This is a genomic window from Rhodococcus globerulus (assembly GCF_019334125.1).
In the GTDB taxonomy this organism is placed as follows: domain Bacteria; phylum Actinomycetota; class Actinomycetes; order Mycobacteriales; family Mycobacteriaceae; genus Rhodococcus_F; species Rhodococcus_F globerula.
Map to the genome: position 1 here is coordinate 5123615 of NZ_CP079698.1, position 25067 is coordinate 5148681.

Sequence of the window (25067 nt, forward strand, 5' to 3'; positions counted from 1 at the left end):
TCATGGACTTCGACCTGCTTGGCCCCCTTCCTTCCGGCACAACGGTATTGGAAGCAAGCGCGGGCACGGGTAAGACCTACGCCATTGTGGGTTTGGCAACTCGGTGTGTCGCCGAAGGTGTGGCGGATATTTCGCAGGTATTGCTGGTGACGTTCAGTAGGGCTGCAACACAGGAGCTTCGGGAGCGGACGCGTGAGCGGTTCGCTGGTGTATCGGCTGCGCTGGCAGACCCGGACGGTGCTCGTCACTCGGAAGACGTGTTGGTTCGTCATCTGGCATCTGCCGGCGACGAAGAGGTGGCACGTCGCCGCCGCCGACTTCTGCAGGCACTCGCGGAGTTCGATTCCGGCACCATGACCACAACGCACAGCTTCTGCCAGCGGATGCTCGACGGTCTGGGTATCGCGGGTGAGCGCGAACCGGATGCGACGTTTGTCGAGTCGGTCGACGATCTGATCGACGAGGTTGTGTCCGATCTCTACCTCGTCCGCTACAGCGCGCTGGATACGTCCCCACCGTTTTCTGTGAAGGACGCACTGGCGATCGCGCGGAGTGCGGTCGCAGACGGGCAAGCTGTACTCGAACCCGATGCCGACGAGGACACCATCCCGGGGCAGCGGGTGTTGTTCGCGGCGGCAGCGCGGGATGAGGTCGAACGACGCAAACGTGCCAGGGGGATTCGCGACTTCAATGACCTCCTGACGTTGCTGCACGGGGTGCTCGCCGACCCCGACTACGGACGGGAAGCCTGTCGCCGCGTGCGCGAGAAGTTTCGTGTGGTCCTGATCGACGAATTCCAGGACACCGACCCGCTGCAGTGGGATATCTTGCGCCTCGCATTTCACGGGCACACCACGCTGGTTCTTGTCGGTGACCCCAAGCAGGCTATCTACGCGTTCCGTGGAGCCGAGGTGCTGAGCTACCTCGACGCCGTACAGCAGGCCGATTCGCATCAGGAACTCACTACCAATTGGCGCAGTGATCCGGGTCTGCTGGCTGCGCTCGAGCATCTGTACGGCGGTGCCGCGCTGGGCAACGACAGCATCGTCGCTCATCCGGTTGCGGCGTCGCACAAGGTTTCTCGGCTTCCTGGACAGTCGCCGATGCGTTTGCGTTATCTGCCGCGCACCGGCGCAGGTCCGCTCAATCGGTCGCAATTTCCCGCGGTCGGCAGATTGCGGAGCCGCATTGCCGACGACCTGGCCGCCGACGTCGTGCGCGTGCTCTCGAGTGGTTCCGAGCTGAGTCTCGGTGGTGTGAGCCGGCCGGTTGTACCCGGCGACATTGCAGTCCTGGTGCGTAATCACAAGCAAGCCGAGATGATTCGTGGCACGTTGGAACTCGTCGGTGTTCCGTCTGTATTGACCGGCGGCTCCAGCGTCTTCGCGACGGCGAGCGCAAAACACTGGCTGTGGCTGTTGCAGGCCGTCGAGCAGCCTCACCGTGCAGATCGGGTGCGGCTGGCTGCGCTGTCGCCGATTCTGGGCCATACGCCCGAGGCGATGGATTCCGATGGCGACGCCGTCGTGGCTGCCGTGTCCGGGCAGTTGCGAGTGTTTGCCGAGCTGTTCCAGCGAATCGGGTTTGCGGCGGTGTTCGAAAGAATATCGGGTGAAACAGGTTTGGAGCGAAGAATCCTGTCGTCGCCGTCCGGCGAACGTGATTTCACCGATCTGCGTCACGTGGCGCAATTGCTGGGCCGAGTCGCGGCCGAAGAATCGTTCGGCCTGAGCGCCCTCGTACGGTGGTTGGGGGATCGGATCAAGGACCCGGCGTCGGGAAGCGTGAGTGATCGCAGCAGACGTCTGGACAGCGACGCAGCGGCAGTGCAGATCGCCACGGTTCACGCCAGCAAGGGCCTCGAGTTCCCGATTGTGTACGTGCCCTTCGGTTGGGACAGCGTCGGCGGATTCGCCGCTGCGACCCAGATGCTCCACGACGGCGACGGACGCCGGATTCTCGACGTCGGTGGGGCTGAAGGGCCGGGTTACAACACTCGGAAGCTGACTGCTGAAACGGAGGGAGCGGGCGAAGAGTTGCGTCTGCTGTACGTGGCGCTCACCCGGGCGCAGTGTCAGCTTGTTCTTTGGTGGGCACCGGCATACGGTACGTCGCGGTCTGCGTTGCACAGGTTGCTACTCGGGCGTACACCCGGAATCGTGGAGCCCGCCCGAGTGGTGAAAGTACTTGATGACGGCGCCATTGCCACGCGATTGGAATCGTGGCCGGCGGACCACTCGAACGTGATTTCCGTCGAGTCGGTCGGGCCGCACCCACCGTCGGTCGATCGTTGGTCCGAATCCGTCTCGGAGACCTACGAGTTGGAGGCAGCCCGCTTCGATCGTGACCTGGATACGCTGTGGCGCCGGACGTCGTATTCGGCGTTGACGGCGGGCGCTCATCATGCGCCCACCACCGGCAGTGAGGTCGAGGATCCGGGGAAGGACGACGAACCGGCGGACTTCGTGGACGTCGGACCCGTGGAAGCCTCACCGCTGGAGGCATTGCCGTCGCCGATGAACGGACTTCCCGCGGGCGCCGCGTTCGGCACGTTGGTTCACGAAATTCTCGAAGTTGTCGATACCTCCGCTGTGGACTTACGCAGCGAACTCGAGATGCGATGTGCACAGGCGGTTTCTGCGCGGGCTGCGGACCTGGACCCAGTGGCGCTGGCGAACGCGCTCTTTGCAGTCATGCACACGCCACTGGGCTTCGGAACGCTGGCGACAATCGATCCTTCGGATCGACTGCCGGAGTTGGACTTCGAATTGCCGCTGGCCGGTGGTGACGATCCGGTGTCATTGATGGTCACGCTGCGTCAGGTGGCCGAACTTCTCCGAAAGCATCTGCCGCACGACGACATTCTGGCGGGTTATGCCGATCACCTTGGGCGGGTCGACGCCATACCGATGCGGGGATTCCTGACCGGCAGTATCGATGCAGTACTGCGCATTCCGGGGCCGTCGTTCGTGATCGTCGACTACAAGACCAACAGGTTGGGGCGCGGTGATCTCACGGCTGCGCATTACACCCGGGACCTGATGGCAGCTGAGATGATTCGCTCGCATTACCCGCTTCAGGCTCTGTTGTACTCGGTTGCATTGCATCGCTATCTGCGGTGGCGACTTGCGGATTACGATCCGGGGCGGCATCTGGGCGGAGCGCAGTATCAGTTTGTCCGGGGGATGCTCGGACCGGAAAGTCCGCCGGAATGCGGTGTCTTCGAGTGGAAACCACCGGCCGCGCTCATCGTCGAGTTGTCGGATCTGCTCGCGGGTCGATCTTCGCCTGACGTACTGGAGTTCTCATGACCGAAGCGCAGTTGGCCCAGCGAGCACGTGGGATCGTGCGCACGTTCAACGAGGCCGGGGTCCTTCTGGCCGCCGACGTCCACGTTGCTGTCAGATTGTGCACGCTGGGCGGGGAACCGTCGCCAGGCGTGATGTTGGTGGCCGCGTTGGCGGTTCGGGCGGTGCGCTCGGGATCGGTTTGCCTTGATCTACGACGCATGCAGGATGTCAGCGTCGACGGGGCCACCGAAGCCGAACTTGCCGCGTTACCCTGGCCGGAACCTGAAGCGGTGATCAGCGCGTTGCGGTTGAGCCCCTTGGTGATCGGCGGAACTGCCGGGCCGTTGCGACCGCTGCGACTGGTGGATAGCGACGACGGAGAGTTGCTGTACCTGGATCGGTACTTTTTGCAGGAGCAGACAATTCGGCGGGTGCTCGACGAGCGAGCCGAGACGCATCCGACAGTCGACACCGAACAGTCGCGCACCCGATTGCAGACAACTTTTCAGGGGGATTCAGGCCATACCAGTGGCCCTGACCGTCAGCGCATTGCGGCAGCCCTGTCGCTTACACACTGGACGACGGTTATCGCGGGTGGCCCGGGTACCGGCAAAACTCACACGGTGGCACGTATTCTTGCGCTGCTTCTCGAAGAGCACGGCAGCGAGTTACGAATCGGTCTGGCTGCGCCCACCGGCAAAGCGGCTGCGCGATTGCAGGAGTCGGTGCGCGAGCAGGCGGAGCAGTTGAAACTTCCGGCAGACCTCACGGCGATGACGCTGCACCGTTTGTTGGGCTGGCAACGGGGCAGCGCCAGCAGGTTCAAGTACAACGCGTCCAACCGCCTGCCGTTCGATGTGATCGTGGTGGACGAGACGTCGATGGTGTCGTTGACGTTGATGGCTCGATTACTCGAGGCCGTGCGTCCTGACGCGCGACTGCTGTTGGTCGGAGATCCGGATCAGTTGACGTCGGTGGATGCCGGCGCGGTCCTCGCGGATCTTGTTGCACGACCGTCGAATGCGGAGGGAAACAAGGCGCTGGCCGACATTGTCGGTGCGGACTTGGAACCTGGAGGTACTGCCGAATCACTCACCGCGCACGATCGTGAACGTCTCCGCGGCGGCATAGTTCAACTTTCCCGTGGCCGACGATTCGGCGGAATCATTGCGCAGTTGGCAAGCGCGGTTCGGGAGGGCAAGGCAGAGGAGGTTATCGGCCTTCTTCGTAGCGGTGATTCCGCCGTGTCGTTTCACGCGCCCGAAGACCTCGACGCGCTGCGTTCCGATATCGTCACGAGCGCTGAGTCCGCGACTGGATTCGCGAAGCAGGGTGACGCGATGAGAGCGCTGAAAGCGATGGAATCGCATCGGCTTCTGTGCGCACACCGCGACGGCCCGTACGGCGTCAGTCGGTGGGCAAAACAGGCCATGGACTGGGTGGGGGCTGCGGCAGGGGAGTTCCTGAATCCTGAACAGTGGTATCCCGGCCAGCCGCTGTTGGTCACAGCCAACGACTACGAGGTCGGCATCTACAACGGAGATACCGGAGTGATTGTCGAGGGCGAGGGCGGAGTGCTCATGGCAGCCTTCCAGCGCGGCGACAACAATTTCCAGTTGCACCCGAGCTCATTGTCGTCCGTGCAGACGGTCTATGCGATGACCATCCACCGAAGCCAGGGCAGTCAATACGACACCGTCTCCGTCATGTTGCCGGCCGAGGCGTCGTCGCTGCTCACTCGGGAGTTGTTGTACACCGCGATTACTCGCGCGCGAACTCATGTTCGCGTGATCGGAACAGAGGAGTCCGTGCGCGCCGGCGTCGAACGCCAAGTGCTCCGGGCCAGCGGCTTGCGTCGTGCCATCCGTCCCTACGACGGTTGAAATGGCTGCATAAGTTCCTCTGGAAGCCCTCGACCTTCAGGTGAGATTGAGTGCGTTTGTATCTGGGTATGTACTTCTGTGCATGCTCCGCTGTCGATGCTTCATCGAGAGATACGAGACACTAGATGGACTCTGCTGATGCTGAACCCCTCAGTAAGTCGGAACGCGCCGAACTCGAGAAGTTACGCGCCCAATTTGCGGCTACCAAGCCGACTGAGCGGCAACGGGCTGAGCATTCGGGGCTTCGGTGGATCGGCGTCTGGATCTTGCTCATTTTGATTCTTGTGCTGTCGTTCGCCGGTGTTCTCGCGCGTTATGCACGCAGCGAATTGCTCGATTCCGAACGCTACGTGCAGACTGTTGCGCCGCTGGGGTCGAATCCTGTCATCCAAGGTGAGATCACCAACCGGATCACGGATGAGATCGATTCACAGCTCGACATCGAGAAAGTGACAGCGGACGCGTTGGCAACGCTGACCGAGAATGCGGAGCGGGTGCCACAGGTAGTGGTCGGTCTCGCGCCGGTCATTGCTGATCAGGCAAAATCGTTCATCCACCAGACAGTCGGCTCCGTGGTGTCCTCGGACGCATTCGAGAATCTGTGGGTCGAGGCGAATCGTGAAGCCCACCAATCCTTGACGGCGGTATTGACCGGCGACACGCGAGCTGCGGTCGATATCAGTGACAAGGGTGAGGTCAGCATCTCGCTGGCCCCGCTGATCGAGAAGGCGCGCAGCGCACTCGTCGATCGTGGGTTTGCTTTTGCCGACAAGATTCCCGATGTCGACAAGTCCTTCGTGATCTTCGAATCCCCGAAGTTGGTCAAGGCTCAGCGTCTTGTGTCTGCGCTGGACAAAGCGTCCTCGGTTCTTCCGTGGGTGATCATCATCCTCGCAGCCGGGGCAATCTGGTGCGCACCCAAGGGATCGCGTCTGCGGACTTTGTCGCTGGTCGGAATCACCGTTGCCGTGGCGATGGCGCTCCTCGCGGTCGCACTCAGCATCGGGCGCGCGGTGTACCTGGACGACATTCCTGCCGACGTGTTGTCGCCCGCGTCAGCCGGGGTTATCGTCGACACCCTTCTCCTGCCGCTCAAGACCAGCCTGCGTGCCGTCTTCGTTCTCGGCGTTGTGATTGCGATCGTCGGCTATCTGACGGGTGGATCGTCGTCGGCGCTTGCCGTGCGCCGCGGATTCAGCAAGGCAGTCGACTCTGTCAGATCACCGAGTACGGATCGTGAACCACGTGCCATCGAGACGATATGCGCAAAATACATTGTGGCGCTTCGTGTTTTGGTCGTTGTCATCGCCGTGGCTGTACTTGTCTTCTGGCGCTACCCGTCGGGAGTTGTCGTAGCGGTGACGGTGCTTGTGACAGTGCTCGCGTTGGTTGCGCTAGAGGTGATTGCGCGGCCGGCTCGGGTGCATTAGGGCCTTCGGCCCCGTGCGCCTTTTTGGTAGTCGGCACTACCAGAAAGGCGCACAGGACCCGCAGGGCCTCAGACGTACGGCGAGTACGCGGGCAGATCCAGCTGACCGTTGCCGGACAGGCCGATCACGATCACCTCAGGTTCGGTGACGGAACGCGCGTGAGCGATCGCACCCGCAACTGCGTGGGTGGATTCCGGAGCCGGGATGATGCCCTCGGCGCGGGCGAAGATCAGACCGGCGTTCAGTGCATCGTCCTGATCGATGGCGATGGCATCCATCAGTCCCAAGTTGACAGCATGGGAGACCATCGGCGACATACCGTGGTAGCGCAGTCCGCCGGCGTGGATGGCCGGGGGAACGAAGTCCTTGCCGAGCGTGTGCATCTTGAGCAGTGGGGTCAGGCCGGCAACGTCGCCGAAGTCGTAGCGGTACTCGCCCTCGGTGAGGGACGGGCAGGCCGACGGCTCGCAGGCAACCAGACGAGTCTTGGTGCCCTCACGCAGATTCCGTCCCAGGAACGGGAAGGTCAGGCCGGCGAGGTTGGAACCGCCGCCGGCGCAACCGAATACGGTGTCAGGGATGGCGTCGCCGGCTTCTTCGAGCTGAACCATGGCTTCCTGGCCGATGACGGTCTGGTGCAGCATGACGTGGTTCAGGACGCTACCGAGTGAGTAGTGCGTGTTCGGATCCTGCGCGGCAACCTCGACTGCTTCGCTGATCGCCATGCCTAGGGAGCCCGTGGTGTCAGGGTGCGATTTCAGCAGTGCGCGACCGGCTTCCGTCAGATCCGACGGCGACGGGTGGCAGATTCCGCCGTAGGCCTCCATCTGGATGCGGCGGTACGGCTTGGAGTCGAAGGACGAACGGACCTGCCACACCTCGACGTCGAGTCCGAGCAGTGCGCCGGCGAAGGACAGCGACGCGCCCCACTGGCCGGCACCGGTTTCGGTGGTGAGCTTGGTGGTTCCCTCGATGGCGTTGTAGTACGCCTGAGCCACAGCGGTATTCGGCTTGTGCGAACCGACGGGGCTTACGCCTTCGTACTTGTAGTAGATGCGGGCAGGCGTTCCCAGTGCTCGCTCGAGGCGGTGTGCGCGGAAGAGCGGGGAGGGCCTCCACATGCCGTAGATCTCGCGGACGGTCTCGGGGATCTCGATGTACCGCTCCGTCGACACTTCCTGCGCGATGAGATTCATCGGAAACAGCGGTGCCAGGTCCTCAGGACCGAGTGGCTCGCGGGTGCCCGGGTGCAGGTGCGGGGGAACGGGTTCGGGGAGGTCGGCCGCCAGGTTGTACCAGTGCGTCGGAACCTTCGACGGGATGGAAACGCCCAATGGTTCGAGCGAACGGTTGAGTGGGGTGGTGGTCAACTAACTCTCCTTCATGGATTTCGGTACCTGGTTCGCGGTATCGGGTGATCCAATGCTGGAGCGTTGCGGACCACCCGATCTCGTCTGGGCAGCACACAGTTGCGGCTGACCGTCAGCGGTCAGGCCACCAGCTGTGCGGGGCGGGGAAGGTCACGAGCCGATGGTACATCGAGTGCCCGCATGGTTGCTGAACCGTCTCGGTCTGTGGACTGGGCGAGGATCGAGTGAGCACGGTTTGTCTCGAGTGAGCATGGACTTCAGCAGGCAGGAAACCGTGCTCACTGTGCAGAAAGGGTGCTAGCTCCGGCACGTACCATGAACCCGAGACAGCAACGAGATGAACGGAGGCGCAGTTGCGATGGCAGACCTGAGCTCGCGTGAGCGGATGATCCGCAGCGCCGTCGAGTTGATCAGCCGCAACGGCGTCGACGCGACCTCGTTCAACGACGTGATCAAACACAGCAGCGCCCCGCGCGGGTCCATCTACCACCACTTTCCTGGCGGCAAAACTCAGCTGATGGTCGAGGCCGTGCAAGCTGCAGGCGCCGTCATCACGCGTCGGATCAGTGCGGCGTCGGCTACCGGATCGCCGGCCGACATCATCGATGCCGTCGGCGATATCTGGCGTCGCAACCTCGCGAACTCCGATTTTGCGATCGGCTGTCCGATCATCGCCGGTGGGCTCGCCCGGGCGAGCGAACCCGAAGTTGCGCAGGCCGCTGCCGAGGTTCTGGCGGGTTGGCAGACACTTGTCGAGACCGCGCTTGGCGAGGCAGGCTCACCGCCGGATCAGGCGCGATCGATGGCAAATCTGACCATCGCCTCGATCGAGGGGGCCGTTGCGCTGTGTCAGACGACGCGCAGCATCGAACCCCTCGAACGAGTGATGTCAACTCTGCAGGATCTCTCGAAAATTACTGTGGCGCACCGATATTAAGTTCGTCGGGATGGGCGCCGACGCGAGTGCCGTCGTCGAGCGTGGCGATTTCGCTGAGGTCGAGTTCGGTGAGTTCGAAGTCGAAGACGTCGATGTTCTCCGCGATGCGGGCATCGTGCACGGACTTCGGAATGACGATGAGGCCGTTCTGCAGATGCCAGCGGATCAGTACCTGCGCGGCCGACTTGCTGTGCCGATCACCGATTCGGGTGATGATCGGGTCCGTCAAAAGTGTGTTCGGCTTCGACGCCGGACCCCATCCCGCGTTGCTGGTTCCGCCGAGTGGGCTCCACGATTCGACCGCAATTGCGTGCTCGGCAGCCTTCTCACGAATGGCGTGCTGGGGGAGATGGGGATGCAATTCCACCTGATCCACAGCGGGAAGCAGCCCACCTCGATCGACAAGAAGTTGCAGGTGGTGGGGTTCGAAATTACAGACGCCGACGGCTTTCGCGCGGCCTGATTCAGCGATCTTCTCCATGGCGTCCCAGGTGCGGAGCAGTCGTTCCTTGTCCTGGAGCGGCCAATGGACGAGGTACAGGTCGACGTAGTCCACGCCCAATTTTTTGATGCTGGTATCGAACGCTGCCAACGCCGGTTCGTAGCCCTGATCGGAGTTCCACAGCTTTGTGGTCAGGAAAACGTCCTCACGGGCAACGGATGATGCCGCGATGCCGCGTCCTACTCCCTCTTCGTTGCCGTAGGCGGCAGCGGTGTCGATGTGGCGGTAGCCGGCGTCGTCGAGTGCAAAGCGCACGGCGTGTTCGGTTTCGTCGTTGGTGGCCTGCCAGACTCCGAGGCCGAGTTGCGGGATCGTGGTTCCGGAATTCAGGCTGATGTCGGGGATGCTCATGTATTCAGGCTAGCGAGGCTGCAGACGGATTGCCTGGCATCATGTATTCACGTGACCCGAATCCGAATGTTTGCCACCGACCTCGACGGCACCCTGCTGCGCTCCGATCGAACGATTTCGGAGCGGACGGCGCAGGCGATGGAGAGCGCACGCCTGGCGGGAATCGAAGTGGTGTGGGCGACGGCTCGGGCTCGGCATTCGGTGCATACATTGGCGAGCTCATGCGGGTTCCGGGGCAAGGCCGTGTGCGCCAACGGTGCTGTGATTCTTGATCTTGCCGACGGTACACCGAAGATCGTCGATACTGTCTCGATCGAAACATCCTTGGCGGCAACGGCAATGGAACAAATCCGCACACTCCTTCCCGGCGTCGTGTTCGCGAATGTCGGGCCGACACAGTTCTTTGCGGAACCCGAATACGCTGCGCTGTGCGACTTCACGGATCACCACAGGCACGTCCACGAGATGGTTCTTGCCGATACGTTGCCGCTGGAGATCGAACCGATGGTGAAGATTGTCGCCCGGCATCCGGACGTGTCGAGTTCCGATCTCTACCGAACCGCCGCGGCAGCCGGAATTACCGGCGTCGAACTCACTCATTCCGGTGCCCCGTACATGGAAATGGCGGCATCCGGGGTGTCCAAAGCCAGTGCACTCGCACAGTTGTGCGCCGCTGAAGGCATTGACCCGTCGGAGGTCGCGGCCGCAGGTGACGCCGTCAACGACCTGCCGATGTTGATGTGGGCAGGTACCGCCTTGGCGCCGTCGAACGCGCTACCGGAAATTCTCGAACTTGCAGACCGAGTGCTGGCGAGCAACGACGAGGACGGGGTGGCGAGCTACCTGGAGGAATTGGCGTCTTCGAACCACGGCTAACTCGCCAGTCTGGTGTGATCGCCGCCGGCGGCATGCTGCGCTAACAGTTTGATCGCATGCTCGACTGTCGCGGCGAGAATGTCCTCCGGCTCGCCGCTGAATACCTGTTTCTCAGTCTCGGCGACACCATGATCGACAACCCCGAACCACACTGTTCCAGGATCTTGGTCCTCCTGGGGTTCTGGGCCTGCCTCCCCGGTGACGGCCAGAGCCAGCGTGGCACCCATCAGGGTTGCAGTGCTGTGGGCCATGACTCGCACCGCGTCTTCACAGACGACGGGGCCGTCCGGAACGTGGAGCACGGAATGCTTGACCGCCGGACTGTACGCGACAATCCCACCACTGAACCAAGACCCGGCATCGGGCGCCTTTCCCAGGTGCGCAGCGATATTTCCGGAGGTCAGCGATTCTGCTGTTGCGACAGTCAAACCGCGTCTTGTTGCTGCGGTTGCCAATTGCTCACATACGTCGTCGAGGCCGCGTTCAATGGGGAGTTCGGGTTGCGGATCGGTGCTCACCTCTATTGTCCTTTCAGTTCGCAGAAGAAGTGTGAAAACGTTCCCATACCCGGTGCGTTTTCAGCAGTTCTGTTACGGCGGTGACTGCTTCCTCCGGGGTCGGGGCAACTACCACCCCCGAATGCCGAGTCGTCGATTCCGGCAGCCCCAGTGCAAGAATACGGGAATGTTGTTACCTACCAAGTCGAATACACCTTCCTCGGTGTAGAACTTGGTCGCGAACCCGCGAGTGTCGCGCACTGTATCGGCTGAGCCGCGTGAGCCCAGTACCGTCGAGAAGCGAACGAATGTGGGGGTTTGTGTTCCTTTGGCAAAAAGTGCTGCCTTGCAGATACTTTCGGCGGATCCGTTCGCGACGAAGTTGCCGTGTGCGGCAGCGCCACCCGTATGCATAACCCGCTCGGCAATGTGCTCGTGATCGAAGTGAGTGATCTTCTCGGTCTTGTAGAGGTGAGTTCCGATCGCAGTCGTGAGAAATTCGCCTTGTTGTGCCCGGCCGTGGCTGTCCGTCGCGGGCTCGGCTCCTGCGACAGTACGTACTTCGGGCTGTCTCTGATATTCTTTGGGAGGCAGCGGCGGGCGTGGTTGGACGGGCTCTCGGAGGTCCGGCGCCCTGGGAGCAGGTGCGCCTGGGATGTACGGTGATGAAGGCATCGGACAGCCCCTTCTGTTCGTCACACATCGTGCGAAGAGAATTCCTCTGACAGAGCCCTACCCAACAGATGATTCGACAAACATGGTGCTGCTGAGAACCGGTCGTGTTGTTATTCGACCATCGGTAGTGGACGCGAGGCGCGGCGGCAATTTCAGCCCGTGACGGCTTTCGGTCCGAATCCCACACCACAATCCGTCATGAACTCCGTGAATACGCGATCGAACCGGTCCGGGTAGTCCAGGTGCGGGAAATGTCCTGCGCGGGGGAAGATCTCGACCCGACCCAGGGGTAGTTCGGCGCGGGCGTTCTCGGTGTGCGCGTTGGGGATGATGGTGTCTTCGGCGCCCCAGACCAAGAGTGCCTGCAAGTTCTGGAACTTCGCGAAATGTGGTGTTGCGGCGACTGTTTGGCCCTGGTAATTGATCACCGAGCGGGCAGTGGCAAGGAAAGCCTGCCGGGTTGCGGCGTCGGATACCGTCGCAAGGCTCTTGCGAGCTTCACTGGCGCTGGCACCCAATTTGAACAGCCCGATCTTGTTGAACAGTTCGAGAGCTTTGTCGGTGACGTCGGTCAGCGTCTTGGACGCCAGGACGGGAAGAACCAGTTCGCTGCCGGGCAAGGTTGCGGCCCGAAGGAGTGGGCTGACTTCGGGGCCCAGGCCACCGCTGGCCACCAGGCACAGGCGCTCGACGCGGTCGGGGAACAGATACATGGCTTGCATGGCAACACCGCCGCCGAGGGAGTGGCCGACCAACGTGGCGGAGGGGATGTCGAGTGCTTCCAGGAGATCGCGCACGGTCGCGGCGTGGGCACTCAGGGAGTAGTCGCCGGCCGGCTTGTCGGACGCTCCGTGCCCGAACAGGTCGGGTGCGATGACGCGGTAGCGCCGCGACAGCGTCTCGATCTGCGGTTCCCAATTGGTATGTGAGCCGAGAAGGCCGTGGATCAGGACGACAACGGGGCCTTTGCCCTGGTCGACGTATTTCAGCTGGTCACCGTGCAGTACAACGGTCTGCAATTGATCGGTTGCCATGGTTGAGCCTTTCGGAGCGGCCGGTTTGTCCAGCGCTCGCGTGTTGTGAGGGCCGCATCTCCGCCCCGACGCGGATTCACGGTATTTGTGACCGGGAGTTACCCCAGTTCCCTCAGTATGCCCATTGCAGGTCGTCCTGTCGTGGTCATACCGGGTGTTGTGACGAACCGCGATTGCTGTTGCGGCGGGAGACGTAGAACTCACTTGGCTGCGGATCAGGCAAAATCCTCGAGCTTTCCGAAGGTCAGAGCAACATCCCAGGGATGGACGTTCCACGTCTGGATGGCTGTTGTGGCGAAGATGCCTGCCGCTTCGATGGTCTCCTGCGACGCCGGCGCCGCGACGGAAACCCCTGGTTGAGCGCTGGGAACCTCAGGCCAGACGCCGGTATCGGCGGGTGCGGGTGCTGCCTCCATGACGGCATTGGCTGCGCCGTCCTCGCTGATCACGGCAAACAGACAATGCGGCTGCGCTGGAGCGTCCCAACCACCCTGTTCTACCAGCCAGAATTCGCTGCGCGCCGCAGCGGAGAGAGCAACGTGTGCGAGTGCCAGCTCGAGTTCGTCCCACGGATCTCCGTCGACGGGGATGGGTTCGCCGAGTTGGAACGATCCGGCGGCTTCGGCGTTGTCGGAAGAGGCGAAGCGCGGTTGCACCGACAGGGTGCCAGACTGTGCGTCCAGGAAGGCAATTTCTCGAGATCTGTTGTCCGGCATCATGGTACGGGCGATTCGTCCACGACCGAGCAGCTCGGCAAGACCTTCGGGATTGTCGATGCTCCACAGACGGGTCTCGTCCTCGGACCAGGTGCGGATCATTCCACTGACGACAGGACTGATCAATACGGGTTCGAGATTCGTAGTGTCTGTCTGTTCACTCATCGCGCGCTCCCACCGAAGTTCGTACCGCCGGACGGGTTCCAGGGGACTCTCGGACAAGTATGCCGCCTCGCGCTGTGCGCCTTACTAACCGCGGACGGTTGGTAAAGGCGCACAGTAGGCGATCACATATGCGTGCCGCCATCGATGCGGATTTCTGTCCCGGTCACAAATGAGCCGTCGTCGGATGCGAGCATCGCGATCACCCCTGCCACCGCGGACGGGGGAGCAAAACCGTCACCGATGGCCGGTAGCAGCTTGCCGAGCAACGTGTAGTCGATGTCGGCGGGGAATCCGGGGTCGGACGTCATTCCCGACGCGATGCTTCCTGGCGCGACGGCAACGGCACGCAGTCCCTGCTTGCTGTATTCGAGAGCAAGTGCATGCGTGAAGGATTGGATACCGCCCTTGGATGCCGCATAGGCAGCCATGTAGGGGTGGGCAAACGTCGCGGAGGTGGAACTGAAGTTGACGACAACACCGTTGCCGCTTTCCAGCAGAGCGGGAAGCGCCTCGCGTGTCATGAGAAAGGTACCGGTGAGGTTGACGCCGATGACGGTGTTCCAGAAGTCGAGCGACATCTCGTGGGTGCGTTCGGAGCGCAGAATTCCAGCGGCATTGACGAGGACGTCCAAACCACCGAGTGCCGTGATCGCAGAACCGATCTGTTGCCGAACGGAGTCCTCTTTCGAGATGTCGACGGTGACGACGGTGAGGCGGTCGCCATGGCCGGCGGCAGCTGCTGCGGCTCGAGTGAGTTCGAGTCCTGCTTCGGAAATATCCGCGGCAACGACGGTGCCGCCTTCCTCCAGGATTCGAGCCACCGTGGCTTGCCCGATGCCGGACCCGGCACCGCTGATGAGGATGCGCTTGTTGTCGAATCGGTTCATGAAAAATCTCCGGTCTGTGGAAGAAAACGGCGCTGCTACTTTTGATTCTCCGGAGAAGAAAAGCTCGAAACCAGGGGTTATCCCATTGAGCGAACAGGTGACCGGTAACGCTGAGCGAACACGTGGCAGTCGAGCATGCCACAGCCGGATGTGTGTACAGCGCAAGGCTGTACGTAGCGCGGCGCTGGTCGGGTCACCGCGAGATGAAAGGAGGAATCCTGCTCGCCGACCATGCATTCCCCAACCGCCATGAGTCACGGGTGGAGCGAGTTTGACGCCAAAGCTCTTTGACCGTATTCCTGCTGCGAGGTCTTCGGCGAGCGTTAGGGCGAAAGATGCAACTTCGTAACGTGATCGTGCTGTGTGCTCGACACAAAAGCCCCCTCGGCCTTTGCGAGGCCGAGGGGGCTTTCGGATGTAGTTGCTACAGACCTGCGGCCGTTGCCAACTCGGGCAGGTATGCACTCGGCTGGCCGAACAACTGCGCGCTGCTGTGCGCGCGCTTGAAGTACAGCTGAGCGTCGTGTTCCCAGGTGATGGCGATTCCGCCGTGCAACTGAACGGCTTCGGAGGTGATCTGCTGGAAGGCCTCGGAGCAGTACACCTTGGCGATTGCTGCGTCACCGGCTGACTGTGTGGCCACCGCGGCGTAGGTCATGGACCGTGCCGTCTCGACCAGCGTGTACATGTCGGCCATCCGGTGCTTGAGGGCCTGGAAGGACCCGATTGCGCGACCGAACTGTTTGCGAGACTTCGTGTATTCCACCGTCTGTTCGACGATGGCTGCGGCAGCACCCACCTGTTCGGCGGACAGTGCAATCAGGACAACCGTTCGGATGCGATCGGCCAGATCCGCAGACCATGCGAGAGGCCGCCCGCGAACACCGGAGAACGTGACCTCCGAGAGCGTGCGCGTTGGGTCCATGGTGGGGACGCGTCGGCGGGAAACACCCTCGGCCTCGGGATCGACTTCGTAGAAGCCGTCGGCCGTCAGCACCAGTAAGGTGTCGGCGACGTGTCCGTCGAGGACATAGGCAGCGGTGCCGTTCAACGCGTCTTCAGTGGCGGAGACTCCGAAGGAATCCCAGCCGCTCGCACCCGCCCAGCACAGTGCAAGTGTGCTTTCGCCGGCAGCAACGCCGGGGAGTAGACGCGAGCAGGCGTCGGCATCGCCCGAGAGCAACAGGGCCTGCGCAGAGAGAATCGCGGAACCAAGCATCGGCGACGGCGTCAGCGTGCGTCCGAGTTCTTCCTGGACCACATGAACTTCCGCCAAGCTTGCTCCGACGCCGTCGAACTCCTCGGGAATCGCCAGTGCGGCGACGCCGATCTGCTCGCACAGCTTGCTCCACAGCGCGGCGTCGTAACCGTTGTCCGTGGTGATGGCGGCGCGGACGGAAGCTGAGTCTGAATGCTTGCTCAGGAGATCGCGTACCGACGCGCGCAATGCTGCCTGGTCTTCGGTGTCGATGCTCATGACGCAACCAGGGATGCGACGACCCGGGCGCGGTGCTCGGACGGAGTGCCCCACGCGGTAAGCAATGCTCGTACCTTGGTGAGCCACAGCGAGAGGTCGTGTTCCATCGTGTAGCCGATGGCGCCGTGAACCTGGAGTCCGACGCGAGCGGCCTTGTAGGCAGCATCGCCGCAGGCAACCTTGGCAGCGGAGATGTCACGCGAGGCATCGGCCGACTGATCGCGCACCGACAGCGCGGCGCCGTGCAGGAGCGGGCGAGCCATTTCGAGAGCGACGGCAACCTCGGCCAGGTGGTGCTTCATGGCCTGGAACTGTCCGATGACCTTGCCGAACTGCTTGCGCTGCTTTGCGTATTCGGTGGTGACCTCGAGGAGAGTCTGCCCGAGGCCCTGAAGCTGAGCAGCAGTGGCGAGGGCGCCCATGTCGAATGCGGCGGAGAAGTCGGCGGAGCCGAGCGACTCGCCGGCGGATACCTCGAAGAGCTTGCGCGAGAGGTCAACCGACGCCTTGGCTTCGCCGGGAACGCCGAGGCTGACTTCGCCGTCCTGTGCCAGCAGAACCAGGTCAACAGAGTTGGCATCGAGCGCAAACGGTGTGTGCGGGGGAGCTGCGACCGTGGCGAGCGAACCTTCGGCAAGAGCGGAGAGGCGCTCGGGTGCAACAGAAGCCAGCAGAGTCGGTGCTACTGCGATGGTTTCGACGACCGGGCCAGGTACCGCATGGCGACCGAGCTGCTCGAGAGCAACAACCAGGTCGACGGCGTCGGCGCCCAGGCCGTCATGCTCTTCGGCGATGACAAGTCCGTTGACGCCGGTCTCGGCGAGGCGCTGCCACAGCTTCTTGCCTGGTGCGGTGTCACCGTCGTTCCAGGATCGGATGACGGCGGGCATGTCGGACTTGGTGAGCAACGCATCGATGCTCGCAGCGAAGTCCTGGTGGGAGGAGTCGAGCGCGAATCTCATCGGTCCGCCTTAGGTAGGCCGAGCAGACGCTCAGCGATGACATTTTTCTGAATCTCGTTGGTGCCTGCGTAGATCGGGCCGGACAGGGAGAACAGGTATCCGTCCATCCAGTTGTCGGCCAGTTCAGCTTCGGGGCCCTGCAGTTCGAGGGCGGTCTCGTGGGTAGCGATGTCCCACTCGGACCAGAAGACCTTGTTGATCGAGGACTCGGCACCGAGTTGTCCACCGTCGGCGAGACGGGTGACGGTCCCGAACGTGTTGAGCTGGTAGGCGCGAGCGCCGATCCAGGCGTCGGCGACCTGATTGCGCAGAGCGCTGTCGTCCGTGCGTCCGCTGGCCTTGTACAGCTCGAGAAGGCGGTCGACGGTCGCGAGGAAGCGGCCGGGGCTACGCAGCGAGAGGCCACGCTCGTTGCTGGCGGTGCTCATCGCGACGCGCCATCCTTCGTTGACGCTGCCGATCACACCGGACTCACCCGGGTTGGCCGGGTCGTCGGGAACAAAGACGTCTTCGAGGAAGATCTCGGCGAAGCCGGGCTCACCGTCGAGCTGATCGATCGGACGCACGGTGACGCCGGGCGAACGGAGGTCGAACATGAAGTAGGTAATGCCCTTGTGACGCTGTGCATCCGGATCGGAGCGGAACAGGCCGAAGCCCCAGTCCGCGTAGCTGGCGCGTGAGCTCCACGTCTTCTGGCCGTTGAGCAGCCAGCCGCCGTCGACCTTCTTCGCGCTCGAACGCAGGCTGGCGAGGTCGGAACCGGACTCGGGTTCGGACCAGGCCTGTGCCCAGATGTCGTCGGCGCGTGCCATGCGCGGCATGATGCGTGCCAGCTGCTCGGCGTTTGCATGTTCGAAAAGTGTGGGAGCCAGCAGGAAGATGCCGTTCTGGCTCACGCGTCCGGGTGCACCCGAGCGGTAGTACTCCTCCTCGAAGATGACCCACTCGAGCAGTGACGCGTCGCGTCCGCCGAGTTCCTTGGGCCACGAGACAACGGCGTAGCCGGCGTCGGCGAGAGTGTGCTCCCACTGACGGTGCTCTTCGAAGCCCTCGGCGGTATCCATCGACTTCAGGGGAGTGGCGGGCACATTCGCCTCCAGGAACGAGCGGACCTCGTCACGGAATGCGGTTGTGGCGTCGTCGAATACGAGATCCACTAGTTTGTTCCTTCCTGCGGTGTGCGAGCACTGGCAGCCATAGCTTTGGCGTCGAGACCACCAAGCGAGTCTTTGCCTACCTCGGCGTTGTGAGCGTGAGCGAAGTGATGCAGACCGAAGACGGAATCGATGCCGTTACGCATCCCCATCTGATCCTCACACTGGTTGACGGCCTTCTTGGTGAGTGCCAATCCGAAGCGCGGCATCTCGGAGATGCGTTCGGCAAGTGCAAACGTCTCCTTCTCGAGATCGTCGCGGGAAACAACGCGGTTGACCATGCCGATTTCGTAGGCACGTTGCGCGGTGAATCGATCGCCGGTGAAGAGCATTTCCTTTGCAAATCTCGAGCCCACCATCCACGGATGGGCAAAGTACTCCACACCGGGGATGCCCATGCGGACAACGGGATCGGAGAAGAACGCGTCGTCGGCGGCGACGATCATGTCGCAGACCCACGCGAGCATCAGGCCGCCCGCGATGCAGGCGCCCTGGACCATGGCGATGGTGGGTTTGGGGATCTCCCGCCACCGGCGGCACATTCCCAGGTACACCTCCATCTCGCGCGCGAAACGTTGGTCACCACCGGGCTTGTCGACGTGATCCCACCACATGGCGGCTTTGTTCTCGTACTCGACGTGATGGTCGCGGCCCGGAGTTCCCAGGTCGTGTCCCGCACTGAAGTGCGGGCCGTTGCCTGCCAGGACGATGACTTTGACGTCGTCGTCGTCGACAGCGCGCTGGAAAGCGGCGTCGAGTGCGTACGTCACTACCGAGTTCTGGGCATTGCGGTAGTCGGGACGGTTCAGGGTCACGACGGCCACAGTGCCGCGGACCTCGTAGGTCACGACATCGGCTTCGAAAGGAACGGTCATGACTGTTCCTCGCGCAGAACTGTTTTGAGGACCTTGCCGGAGGGATTACGCGGGAGGTGATCGACGAAGCGCACTTCGCGCGGCACCTTGAATCCGGCGATCTTCTCCTTGAGGAAAGCGATGACGGATTCTTCGGTCAGTCCGGCACCGTCGAGCTGAGCGATGTAGACACGGCCCACCTCACCCATCCGGTGATCGGGAATGCCGATGGCAGCCGATTCGTGGACACCGGGCAGGCGAGCCAGCATTCCTTCGATCTCGGCGGGGTAGACATTGAAGCCACCGCTGACGTACATGTCCTTGAGACGGTCGGTGATGTCGAGATATCCACGCTCGTCGAGGGTTCCGACGTCTCCGGTGTGCAGCCAACCGTCGGCGTCGACGGCCTTGGCTGTGGACTCGGGATCGTCGAGATATCCGAGCATGACGTTCGGTCCGCGAAGCAGGATCTCGCCCTGGTCGCCGATCTTGACCTCGAAATCAGCCGTCGCGCGGCCCGAGCTCGTGGACACCGTGACCGGGTCGTCGTCGGTGCGGCACATGGTGGCCACCACTGCTTCGGTCAGGCCGTAGGCGGTGAGGACTGCGTCGAACAGTTCGCTTTGCATGCGCTCGACCAACGCGACGGGAACCGGTGCGGCGCCCGTGATGGCGATGCGCAGCGACGAGAGGTCGTACTCGCCGCGGCGAGGGTGATCGAGGATCGTCTGGTAGATCGTCGGCGCGCCCGGGAGGATGCTGACCTTCTCACGGTTGATCAGTGACAGGGTCTCGTCGATGTTGAAGACGGACACCGGCACGATGGTCGCGCCGTTGAGGAGGCAGACCAGAATTCCGGCCTTGTATCCGAAGGTATGGAAGAAGGGGCTGATGATCAGGAAGTTGTCATCGGCAGTTACCTCGGCATTATCTCCCCAGGCCTGTGCGACACCGATCGACTGGCGATGAGCGCTGATGGCGCCCTTGCTGCGACCCGTCGTACCGGAGGTGAAGAGGATGTCACTGACATCGTCGGGCGTCACCGCTGTAGCCCGAGCGTCGGCTTCGGTGCGGGTGTCGTCCGTCGCGAGGGCGAGGAAGTCCTCGAACTCGATGACGCCGTCGCGAGCGTCGTCGCCGTCTACCGGTACGCGGATCACAGTCGGAATCGACAGGTCGGGATTAGCGTCGAGCAACTGCTGGTATCGATCGGCCTTGAGGAACTTGCCGACGACTACCAGGGCAGCCGCGTCGACGCGCTCGACGATGTCGAGTGCCTCGGTGCCCGTGTATCTGGTGTTGATCGGGATAATTGCTGCTCCGGCGTACTGCGCGCCCATAAGCGCAATCACCCAGTGGTGGGTGTTGGGCGCCCAGATGACAACACGGTCGCCTGCCTTCACTCCACGTGTGATCAGTGCGCCCGCAAAATCACGAACACGCTGGTGCAACTGTGCAAAGGTCAGTCGGGTGTCGCCATCGGCAATTGCCGCGAGCTCACCGAACTCCTCGGCGGCCCTGATAAGGGCTGATGGGATGGTTCTCGGTTGATCGGTCACTGGACTCCTACCTGACACGCTACCTAGCAAGTGCTTGGTAGGTTATCTTACATATGTGGACCAGAGCGAGAGCCCGGACGGGCAGATGACCGACGACGAGTTTGCGGCAGAAGTTTCGCAGTGGCTGGCAGAGAACCTGACCGGCAAATTTGCCCAGCTCAAGGGTAAGGGCGGACCGGGCAGCGAGCATGAGTTCTTCGAGCAACGCCTCGAGTGGGACAAGCATCTCGCGGCCGCGGGCTGGACGTGCCTTGGATGGCCGAAGGAGTTCGGTGGCCGCGGAGCGACCATCTCCCAGCAGGTTGTCTTTCATCAGGAGTACGCGAAGTCGGGTGCCCCGGCACGCGTCAGTCACATCGGCGAGGAACTTCTCGGTCCGACCCTGATCGCTTACGGAACCGACGAGCAGAAGCGTCGCTTCCTTCCGGGCATCAACACGGTCAGCGAGCTGTGGGCGCAGGGGTACTCCGAGCCTGGAGCCGGCTCCGACCTTGCCAACGTCTCGACGACGGCCCGTCTCGAAGACGGCAAGTGGATCATCAACGGCCAGAAAGTGTGGACGTCGCTCGCGCACGTTGCGCAGTGGTGCTTTGTCGTGTGCCGCACCGAGGTCGGATCCAAGCGTCACCAGGGCCTGAGCTTCCTGCTGGTGCCCTTGGATCAGCCCGGTGTGACCGTGCGTCCCATCCAGCAGCTCACCGGCACCTCCGAATTCAACGAGGTCTTCTTCGACGACGCCGTCACGGACGCAGACCTCGTGGTCGGCGAACCGGGCGAAGGCTGGAAGATTGCCATGGGCCTGCTCACTTTCGAGCGTGGTGTGTCAACACTCGGTCAGCAGATCGGGTTCGCCCGCGAACTTCAAGGCGTCGTAAACCTGGCGAAAGCCAATGGCAGCGACCAGGATCCGCACATCCGCGAGAAGATCGCCCGCGCATGGGTCGGGCTACGCGTCATGCGCGCCCACGCTATGCGTACTCTCGACGCGGTCGACGCCGGAACCGGTGGCGGCGAAGCATCCGTCGCAAAACTGTTGTGGGCCAACTGGCATCGCGACCTCGGGCAGCTCTCGATGGACGTCCAAGGTGCGTCGTCGTTGGTCGCACCGTGGGAGAATTCCGAAGGCCAGCCATCGGACATCACCGATCCCGAACATCTCGAGTTGGACGAGTGGCAGCGACTGTTCCTCTTCACTCGCGCCGACACGATCTACGGCGGCTCCAACGAAATTCAGCGCAACATCATTTCCGAGCGTGTGCTCGGTCTTCCCCGAGAGGCTCGCTAAATGTCTGACTCCACAGTGGTTTCGCCCTTGTCCGTAGCGCCGGAGGAAACTCCGGGCCACGGATTGCTGAAGGGCAAGAAGGCCGTCATCACCGCCGCCGCGGGAACGGGTATCGGTTTCTCGACCGCGCGTCGTGTCCTGATGGAAGGCGGCGACGTCCTCGTCTCCGACTTCCACGAGCGTCGTCTCGGCGAGACCGTCGAGAAGTTGAAGGCCGAATTCCCCGGCCAGCAGGTCGAATCGATCATCTGCGACGTCTCCAGTACCGCACAGGTCGACGCACTCTTCGACGGCGCAGCCGAGAAGCTGGGTCGCATCGACATCGTGGTCAACAATGCAGGCCTCGGCGGGGAAACACCGGTCGTCGACATGACCGATGACCAGTGGGATCGTGTCATCGACATCACCCTCAACAGCACGTTCCGTGCGACGCGCGCCGCACTGCGCTACTTCAAGAGCGTCGAGCACGGCGGTGTTCTCGTCAACAACGCATCGGTTCTCGGCTGGCGTGCACAGCATTCGCAGGCCCATTACGCAGCGGCCAAGGCCGGCGTCATGGCCCTGACGCGTTGCAGTGCGATCGAGGCTGCCGAGTACGGCGTCCGCATCAACGCCGTCTCGCCGTCCATCGCCCGCCATGCCTTCCTGGCAAAGGTCACCAGCGAAGAACTGCTGGACCAGTTGGCGTCGGGTGAGGCTTACGGCCGCGCGGCCGAGGTGTGGGAAATCGCTTCGGTGATCGCGATGCTGGCGAGCGACTACACGACATACATGACTGGTGAGATCGTTTCTGTTTCTTCGCAGAGGGCGTAGGCCTGCCGTGCGCCTTTCTGGTAGCACCGACTACCAGAGCGGCGCACAGTGAAGCCCTGGATAGGATTGAAATCATGACGCCATCCCGAAATTCCGACGACACTGCAGGAAAATCCGGTCGCCGCGACGAACTTCTCGCGATCGCAGCCGGCCTGTTTGCCGACCGCGGAGTACGGGCGACGACGGTACGCGATATTGCCGATGCAGCCGGGATACTGTCGGGCAGTCTCTATCACCATTTCGATTCCAAGGAGTCGATGGTCGACGAGATTCTGCACCAGTTCCTCGACGACTTGTTCGGCAAGTACCGCGAGATCGTGGCTGCAGGTCTTGACAGTCGGGCAACGCTCGAAGCGCTGATCGTCACGTCGTACGAAGCGATCGATGCGTCGCATTCGGCCGTCGCGATCTATCAGGACGAGGTCAAGCACCTGGTAGCCAACGAGCGATTCTCGTACCTGGTCGAACGCAACACCGAGTTCCGGGACCTGTGGGTGGGAGTGCTCGAGGCGGGGGTCGCCGACGGAAGTTTCCGCTCCGATCTCAATATCGAACTGGTCTTCCGCTTCATGCGCGACACCGTCTGGGTTGCCGTGCGTTGGTATCGGCCGGGTGGCACATTGACCGCGCACACCGTTGCAGCTCAGTACCTCGCAATTGTTCTCGACGGACTCTCTGATCCGTCTGCGGCAGCTGCCGCACCCAAAACTACTGCTGCACTATCGAACTAGGAGTAAAGATCATGTCCGAGGTTTACATCGTCGATGCTATCCGCACCCCGATCGGTAAGCGCGGCGGCGCACTGTCGGGAGTGCACCCCATCGATTTGGGCGCACACGTCATCAAGGCGGTTGTCGAGCGCACCGGCATCGATCCGGCAGAGGTCGACGACGTCATCTTCGGTTGCGTCGACGCCATCGGTGGCCAGGCCGGCAACATCGCCCGCATGTCTTGGCTCGCAGCAGGATTGCCCCAGCACGTTCCGGGTGTGACGGTGGACCGTCAGTGTGGTTCCAGCCAGCAGGCCGTCCACTTCGGTGCGCAGGCAATCCTCTCCGGCACCGCAGACCTGATCATCGCCGGTGGCGTGCAGAACATGAGCCAGATCCCGATCTCGGCAGCCATGATCGTCGGCCAGCAGTACGGATTCGACACTCCCTCTTCCGGTTCCGTCGGCTGGACCGAGCGCTACGGCGACCAGGAAGTGTCGCAGTTCAAGGGCGCAGAGATGATCGCCGAGAAGTGGGATGTCAGCCGCGAAGACCTCGAGAAGTGGGCACTGCAGAGCCATGAGCGCGCCAAGGCCGCCATCGCAGCAGGCCGTTTCGACAACGAGATCGTCACCATGGGCGACGCGACCGTCGACGAAGGCCCCCGTGAGACCAGCCTCGAGAAGATGGCGTCGCTCAACGTCCTCGTCGAAGACGGCCGGATGACAGCTGCTGTCGCAAGCCAGATCTCGGACGGAGCGAGCGCACTGCTCCTGGCGTCGGAAGAAGCCGTCAAGAAGCACGGTCTCAAGCCCCGCGCCCGGATTCATCACCTCAGCGCCCGCGGTGACGACCCCATCTTCATGCTCAGCGCGCCCATTCCGGCAACGCAGCATGCGCTGGAGAAGACGGGGCTGACCATCGAGGACATCGACATCGTCGAGATCAACGAAGCCTTTGCTCCCGTTGTCCTCGCGTGGATCAAGGAAATCGGCGCGGATCCGGCCAAGGTCAACGTCAACGGTGGCGCAATTGCCCTCGGTCACCCGCTCGGCGCCACCGGCACCAAGCTGATGGCAACGCTGCTCAACGAGCTCGAGCGCACCGGTGGACGCTACGGCCTGCTCACCATCTGCGAGGGTGGCGGCACCGCAAATGTGACGATTATCGAGCGTCTCTGACAAATCTGCTGTGCGCCGTTGTTAACCGCCCGCGGTTAACAACGGCGCACAGCAGTTAGTTCGGGGTATCCGCCACCTGCACGTCGAACTTGACGTTGTCGCCGTCGACGCTGGTCACAGTTCCCGTCACGTCGTATTCGGTGCCCTGGTCGGTCAAGGCGCACACGACGGTCGCACCGACCTCCGCGTCGAGTCCTTCTGGGCAGGTGACGTCGTCGGGTGCCCTACCGACAGTCGCTGCAAGCTGGCTGGACATCTGGGCTGCGACCTTGTCGGCAGGTACCTGCTTCTCGCCGACGCTGACCGATGCCGAGCACGCGCCGGAAGCCAGTGCGGCAGCTACGCAGATTGCCGCAACAAGGTAATTTCTCTTCACTGTGTTCTCCCAGGTGAGCGCGGTTCCAGCCTCGGACCGGCAGGCCCTCGCTGATAGTAGACCTGGAATCAGCTCTTTGGACG

Annotated in this window: 21 protein-coding genes and 1 pseudogene; 9 read left to right on the forward strand and 13 right to left on the reverse strand. The window is 62.5% G+C overall.

The window, feature by feature from the left end; translation table 11 throughout:
- Positions 1-2: 2 nt before the first annotated feature.
- The 3 genes from KYT97_RS23370 to KYT97_RS23380 all read left to right on the forward strand — a co-directional run bounded on the left by KYT97_RS23370 (position 3) and on the right by KYT97_RS23380 (position 6603).
- On the forward strand, positions 3-3311 hold the full coding sequence (locus KYT97_RS23370) for a UvrD-helicase domain-containing protein (RefSeq protein ID WP_219110745.1): 3309 nt from the start codon (positions 3-5) through the stop codon (positions 3309-3311).
- Complete coding sequence (gene recD / locus KYT97_RS23375) at positions 3308-5173, forward strand: exodeoxyribonuclease V subunit alpha (RefSeq protein ID WP_141486543.1); 1866 nt, start codon at positions 3308-3310, stop codon at positions 5171-5173. The genes KYT97_RS23370 and recD overlap by 4 nt, the downstream gene beginning before the upstream one ends.
- A 125-nt stretch (positions 5174-5298) precedes the next feature.
- On the forward strand, positions 5299-6603 hold the full coding sequence (locus KYT97_RS23380) for a hypothetical protein (RefSeq protein ID WP_045068530.1): 1305 nt from the start codon (positions 5299-5301) through the stop codon (positions 6601-6603).
- Between the two features lie 68 nt (positions 6604-6671).
- Here the strand turns inward: KYT97_RS23380 and KYT97_RS23385 are convergent, their stop codons facing one another.
- A complete protein-coding gene (locus KYT97_RS23385; RefSeq protein WP_033232418.1) occupies positions 6672-7973 on the reverse strand; it encodes a TrpB-like pyridoxal phosphate-dependent enzyme in 1302 nt (433 codons plus the stop codon).
- Between the two features lie 358 nt (positions 7974-8331).
- Between KYT97_RS23385 and KYT97_RS23390 the strand changes: the two genes are divergently transcribed.
- Positions 8332-8910, forward strand: a complete 579-nt coding sequence (locus KYT97_RS23390; protein WP_219113098.1) for a TetR/AcrR family transcriptional regulator — start codon at positions 8332-8334, stop codon at positions 8908-8910.
- On the opposite strand, the gene KYT97_RS23395 is transcribed toward KYT97_RS23390, so the two are convergent.
- Complete coding sequence (locus tag KYT97_RS23395) at positions 8888-9763, reverse strand: aldo/keto reductase (protein WP_219110746.1); 876 nt, start codon at positions 9761-9763, stop codon at positions 8888-8890. The genes KYT97_RS23390 and KYT97_RS23395 overlap by 23 nt on opposite strands.
- Before the next feature lie 51 nt (positions 9764-9814).
- Here KYT97_RS23395 and KYT97_RS23400 point away from each other — a divergent pair, with 51 nt between their 5' ends.
- A complete protein-coding gene (locus tag KYT97_RS23400; protein ID WP_219110747.1) occupies positions 9815-10639 on the forward strand; it encodes an HAD family hydrolase in 825 nt (274 codons plus the stop codon).
- Here KYT97_RS23400 and KYT97_RS23405 read toward each other — a convergent pair.
- The 10 genes and pseudogenes from KYT97_RS23405 to KYT97_RS23455 all read right to left on the reverse strand — a co-directional run bounded on the left by KYT97_RS23405 (position 10636) and on the right by KYT97_RS23455 (position 20619).
- Positions 10636-11157 carry a CinA family protein gene (locus KYT97_RS23405; protein WP_045068535.1) on the reverse strand — a complete coding sequence of 174 codons (522 nt, stop codon included), beginning with the start codon at positions 11155-11157 and terminating at the stop codon, positions 10636-10638. The two genes, KYT97_RS23400 and KYT97_RS23405, sit on opposite strands and share 4 nt — an antisense overlap.
- Before the next feature lie 156 nt (positions 11158-11313).
- Positions 11314-11811 (reverse strand): annotated as a pseudogene (locus KYT97_RS23415) (catalase); the annotation flags it as partial.
- A gap of 152 nt (positions 11812-11963) precedes the next feature.
- Positions 11964-12845: an alpha/beta fold hydrolase gene (locus tag KYT97_RS23420; RefSeq protein ID WP_219110749.1), complete on the reverse strand. Its 882-nt coding sequence runs from the start codon at positions 12843-12845 to the stop codon at positions 11964-11966.
- A gap of 215 nt (positions 12846-13060) precedes the next feature.
- On the reverse strand, positions 13061-13726 hold the full coding sequence (locus KYT97_RS23425; protein WP_219110750.1) for a hypothetical protein: 666 nt from the start codon (positions 13724-13726) through the stop codon (positions 13061-13063).
- Between the two features lie 122 nt (positions 13727-13848).
- A complete protein-coding gene (locus KYT97_RS23430; protein WP_219110751.1) occupies positions 13849-14613 on the reverse strand; it encodes an SDR family NAD(P)-dependent oxidoreductase in 765 nt (254 codons plus the stop codon).
- A 424-nt stretch (positions 14614-15037) separates the two neighbouring features.
- Positions 15038-16090 (reverse strand): acyl-CoA dehydrogenase family protein, encoded by a 1053-nt coding sequence (locus KYT97_RS23435; RefSeq protein ID WP_219110752.1) that lies wholly within the window; start codon positions 16088-16090, stop codon positions 15038-15040.
- Entirely contained in the window at positions 16087-17052 is a 966-nt protein-coding gene (locus tag KYT97_RS23440; RefSeq protein WP_219110753.1) for an acyl-CoA dehydrogenase family protein, read from the reverse strand. Before KYT97_RS23440 ends, KYT97_RS23435 begins: the two co-directional genes overlap by 4 nt.
- Positions 17049-18209, reverse strand: coding sequence for an acyl-CoA dehydrogenase family protein (locus KYT97_RS23445; RefSeq protein ID WP_033232408.1), 1161 nt, complete (start codon positions 18207-18209; stop codon positions 17049-17051). The genes KYT97_RS23440 and KYT97_RS23445 overlap by 4 nt, the downstream gene beginning before the upstream one ends.
- Positions 18209-19081: an enoyl-CoA hydratase gene (locus KYT97_RS23450; RefSeq protein WP_033232406.1), complete on the reverse strand. Its 873-nt coding sequence runs from the start codon at positions 19079-19081 to the stop codon at positions 18209-18211. The genes KYT97_RS23445 and KYT97_RS23450 overlap by 1 nt, the downstream gene beginning before the upstream one ends.
- Positions 19078-20619, reverse strand: a complete 1542-nt coding sequence (locus KYT97_RS23455) for a FadD3 family acyl-CoA ligase (protein ID WP_219110754.1) — start codon at positions 20617-20619, stop codon at positions 19078-19080. The genes KYT97_RS23450 and KYT97_RS23455 overlap by 4 nt, the downstream gene beginning before the upstream one ends.
- Before the next feature lie 55 nt (positions 20620-20674).
- Here KYT97_RS23455 and KYT97_RS23460 point away from each other — a divergent pair, with 55 nt between their 5' ends.
- From KYT97_RS23460 to KYT97_RS23475, 4 genes are all read left to right on the forward strand, one after another.
- A complete protein-coding gene (locus KYT97_RS23460) occupies positions 20675-21904 on the forward strand; it encodes an acyl-CoA dehydrogenase family protein (protein WP_033232403.1) in 1230 nt (409 codons plus the stop codon).
- On the forward strand, positions 21905-22717 hold the full coding sequence (locus tag KYT97_RS23465) for an SDR family oxidoreductase (protein WP_033232401.1): 813 nt from the start codon (positions 21905-21907) through the stop codon (positions 22715-22717). It abuts the gene before it with no gap.
- A gap of 74 nt (positions 22718-22791) precedes the next feature.
- A complete protein-coding gene (locus tag KYT97_RS23470) occupies positions 22792-23448 on the forward strand; it encodes a TetR/AcrR family transcriptional regulator (protein WP_045068555.1) in 657 nt (218 codons plus the stop codon).
- A gap of 11 nt (positions 23449-23459) precedes the next feature.
- Positions 23460-24608 carry an acetyl-CoA C-acetyltransferase gene (locus KYT97_RS23475; RefSeq protein ID WP_033232400.1) on the forward strand — a complete coding sequence of 383 codons (1149 nt, stop codon included), beginning with the start codon at positions 23460-23462 and terminating at the stop codon, positions 24606-24608.
- A 55-nt stretch (positions 24609-24663) separates the two neighbouring features.
- Here the strand turns inward: KYT97_RS23475 and KYT97_RS23480 are convergent, their stop codons facing one another.
- Positions 24664-24984: a DUF4333 domain-containing protein gene (locus tag KYT97_RS23480; RefSeq protein ID WP_219110755.1), complete on the reverse strand. Its 321-nt coding sequence runs from the start codon at positions 24982-24984 to the stop codon at positions 24664-24666.
- Positions 24985-25067 lie beyond the last annotated feature (83 nt).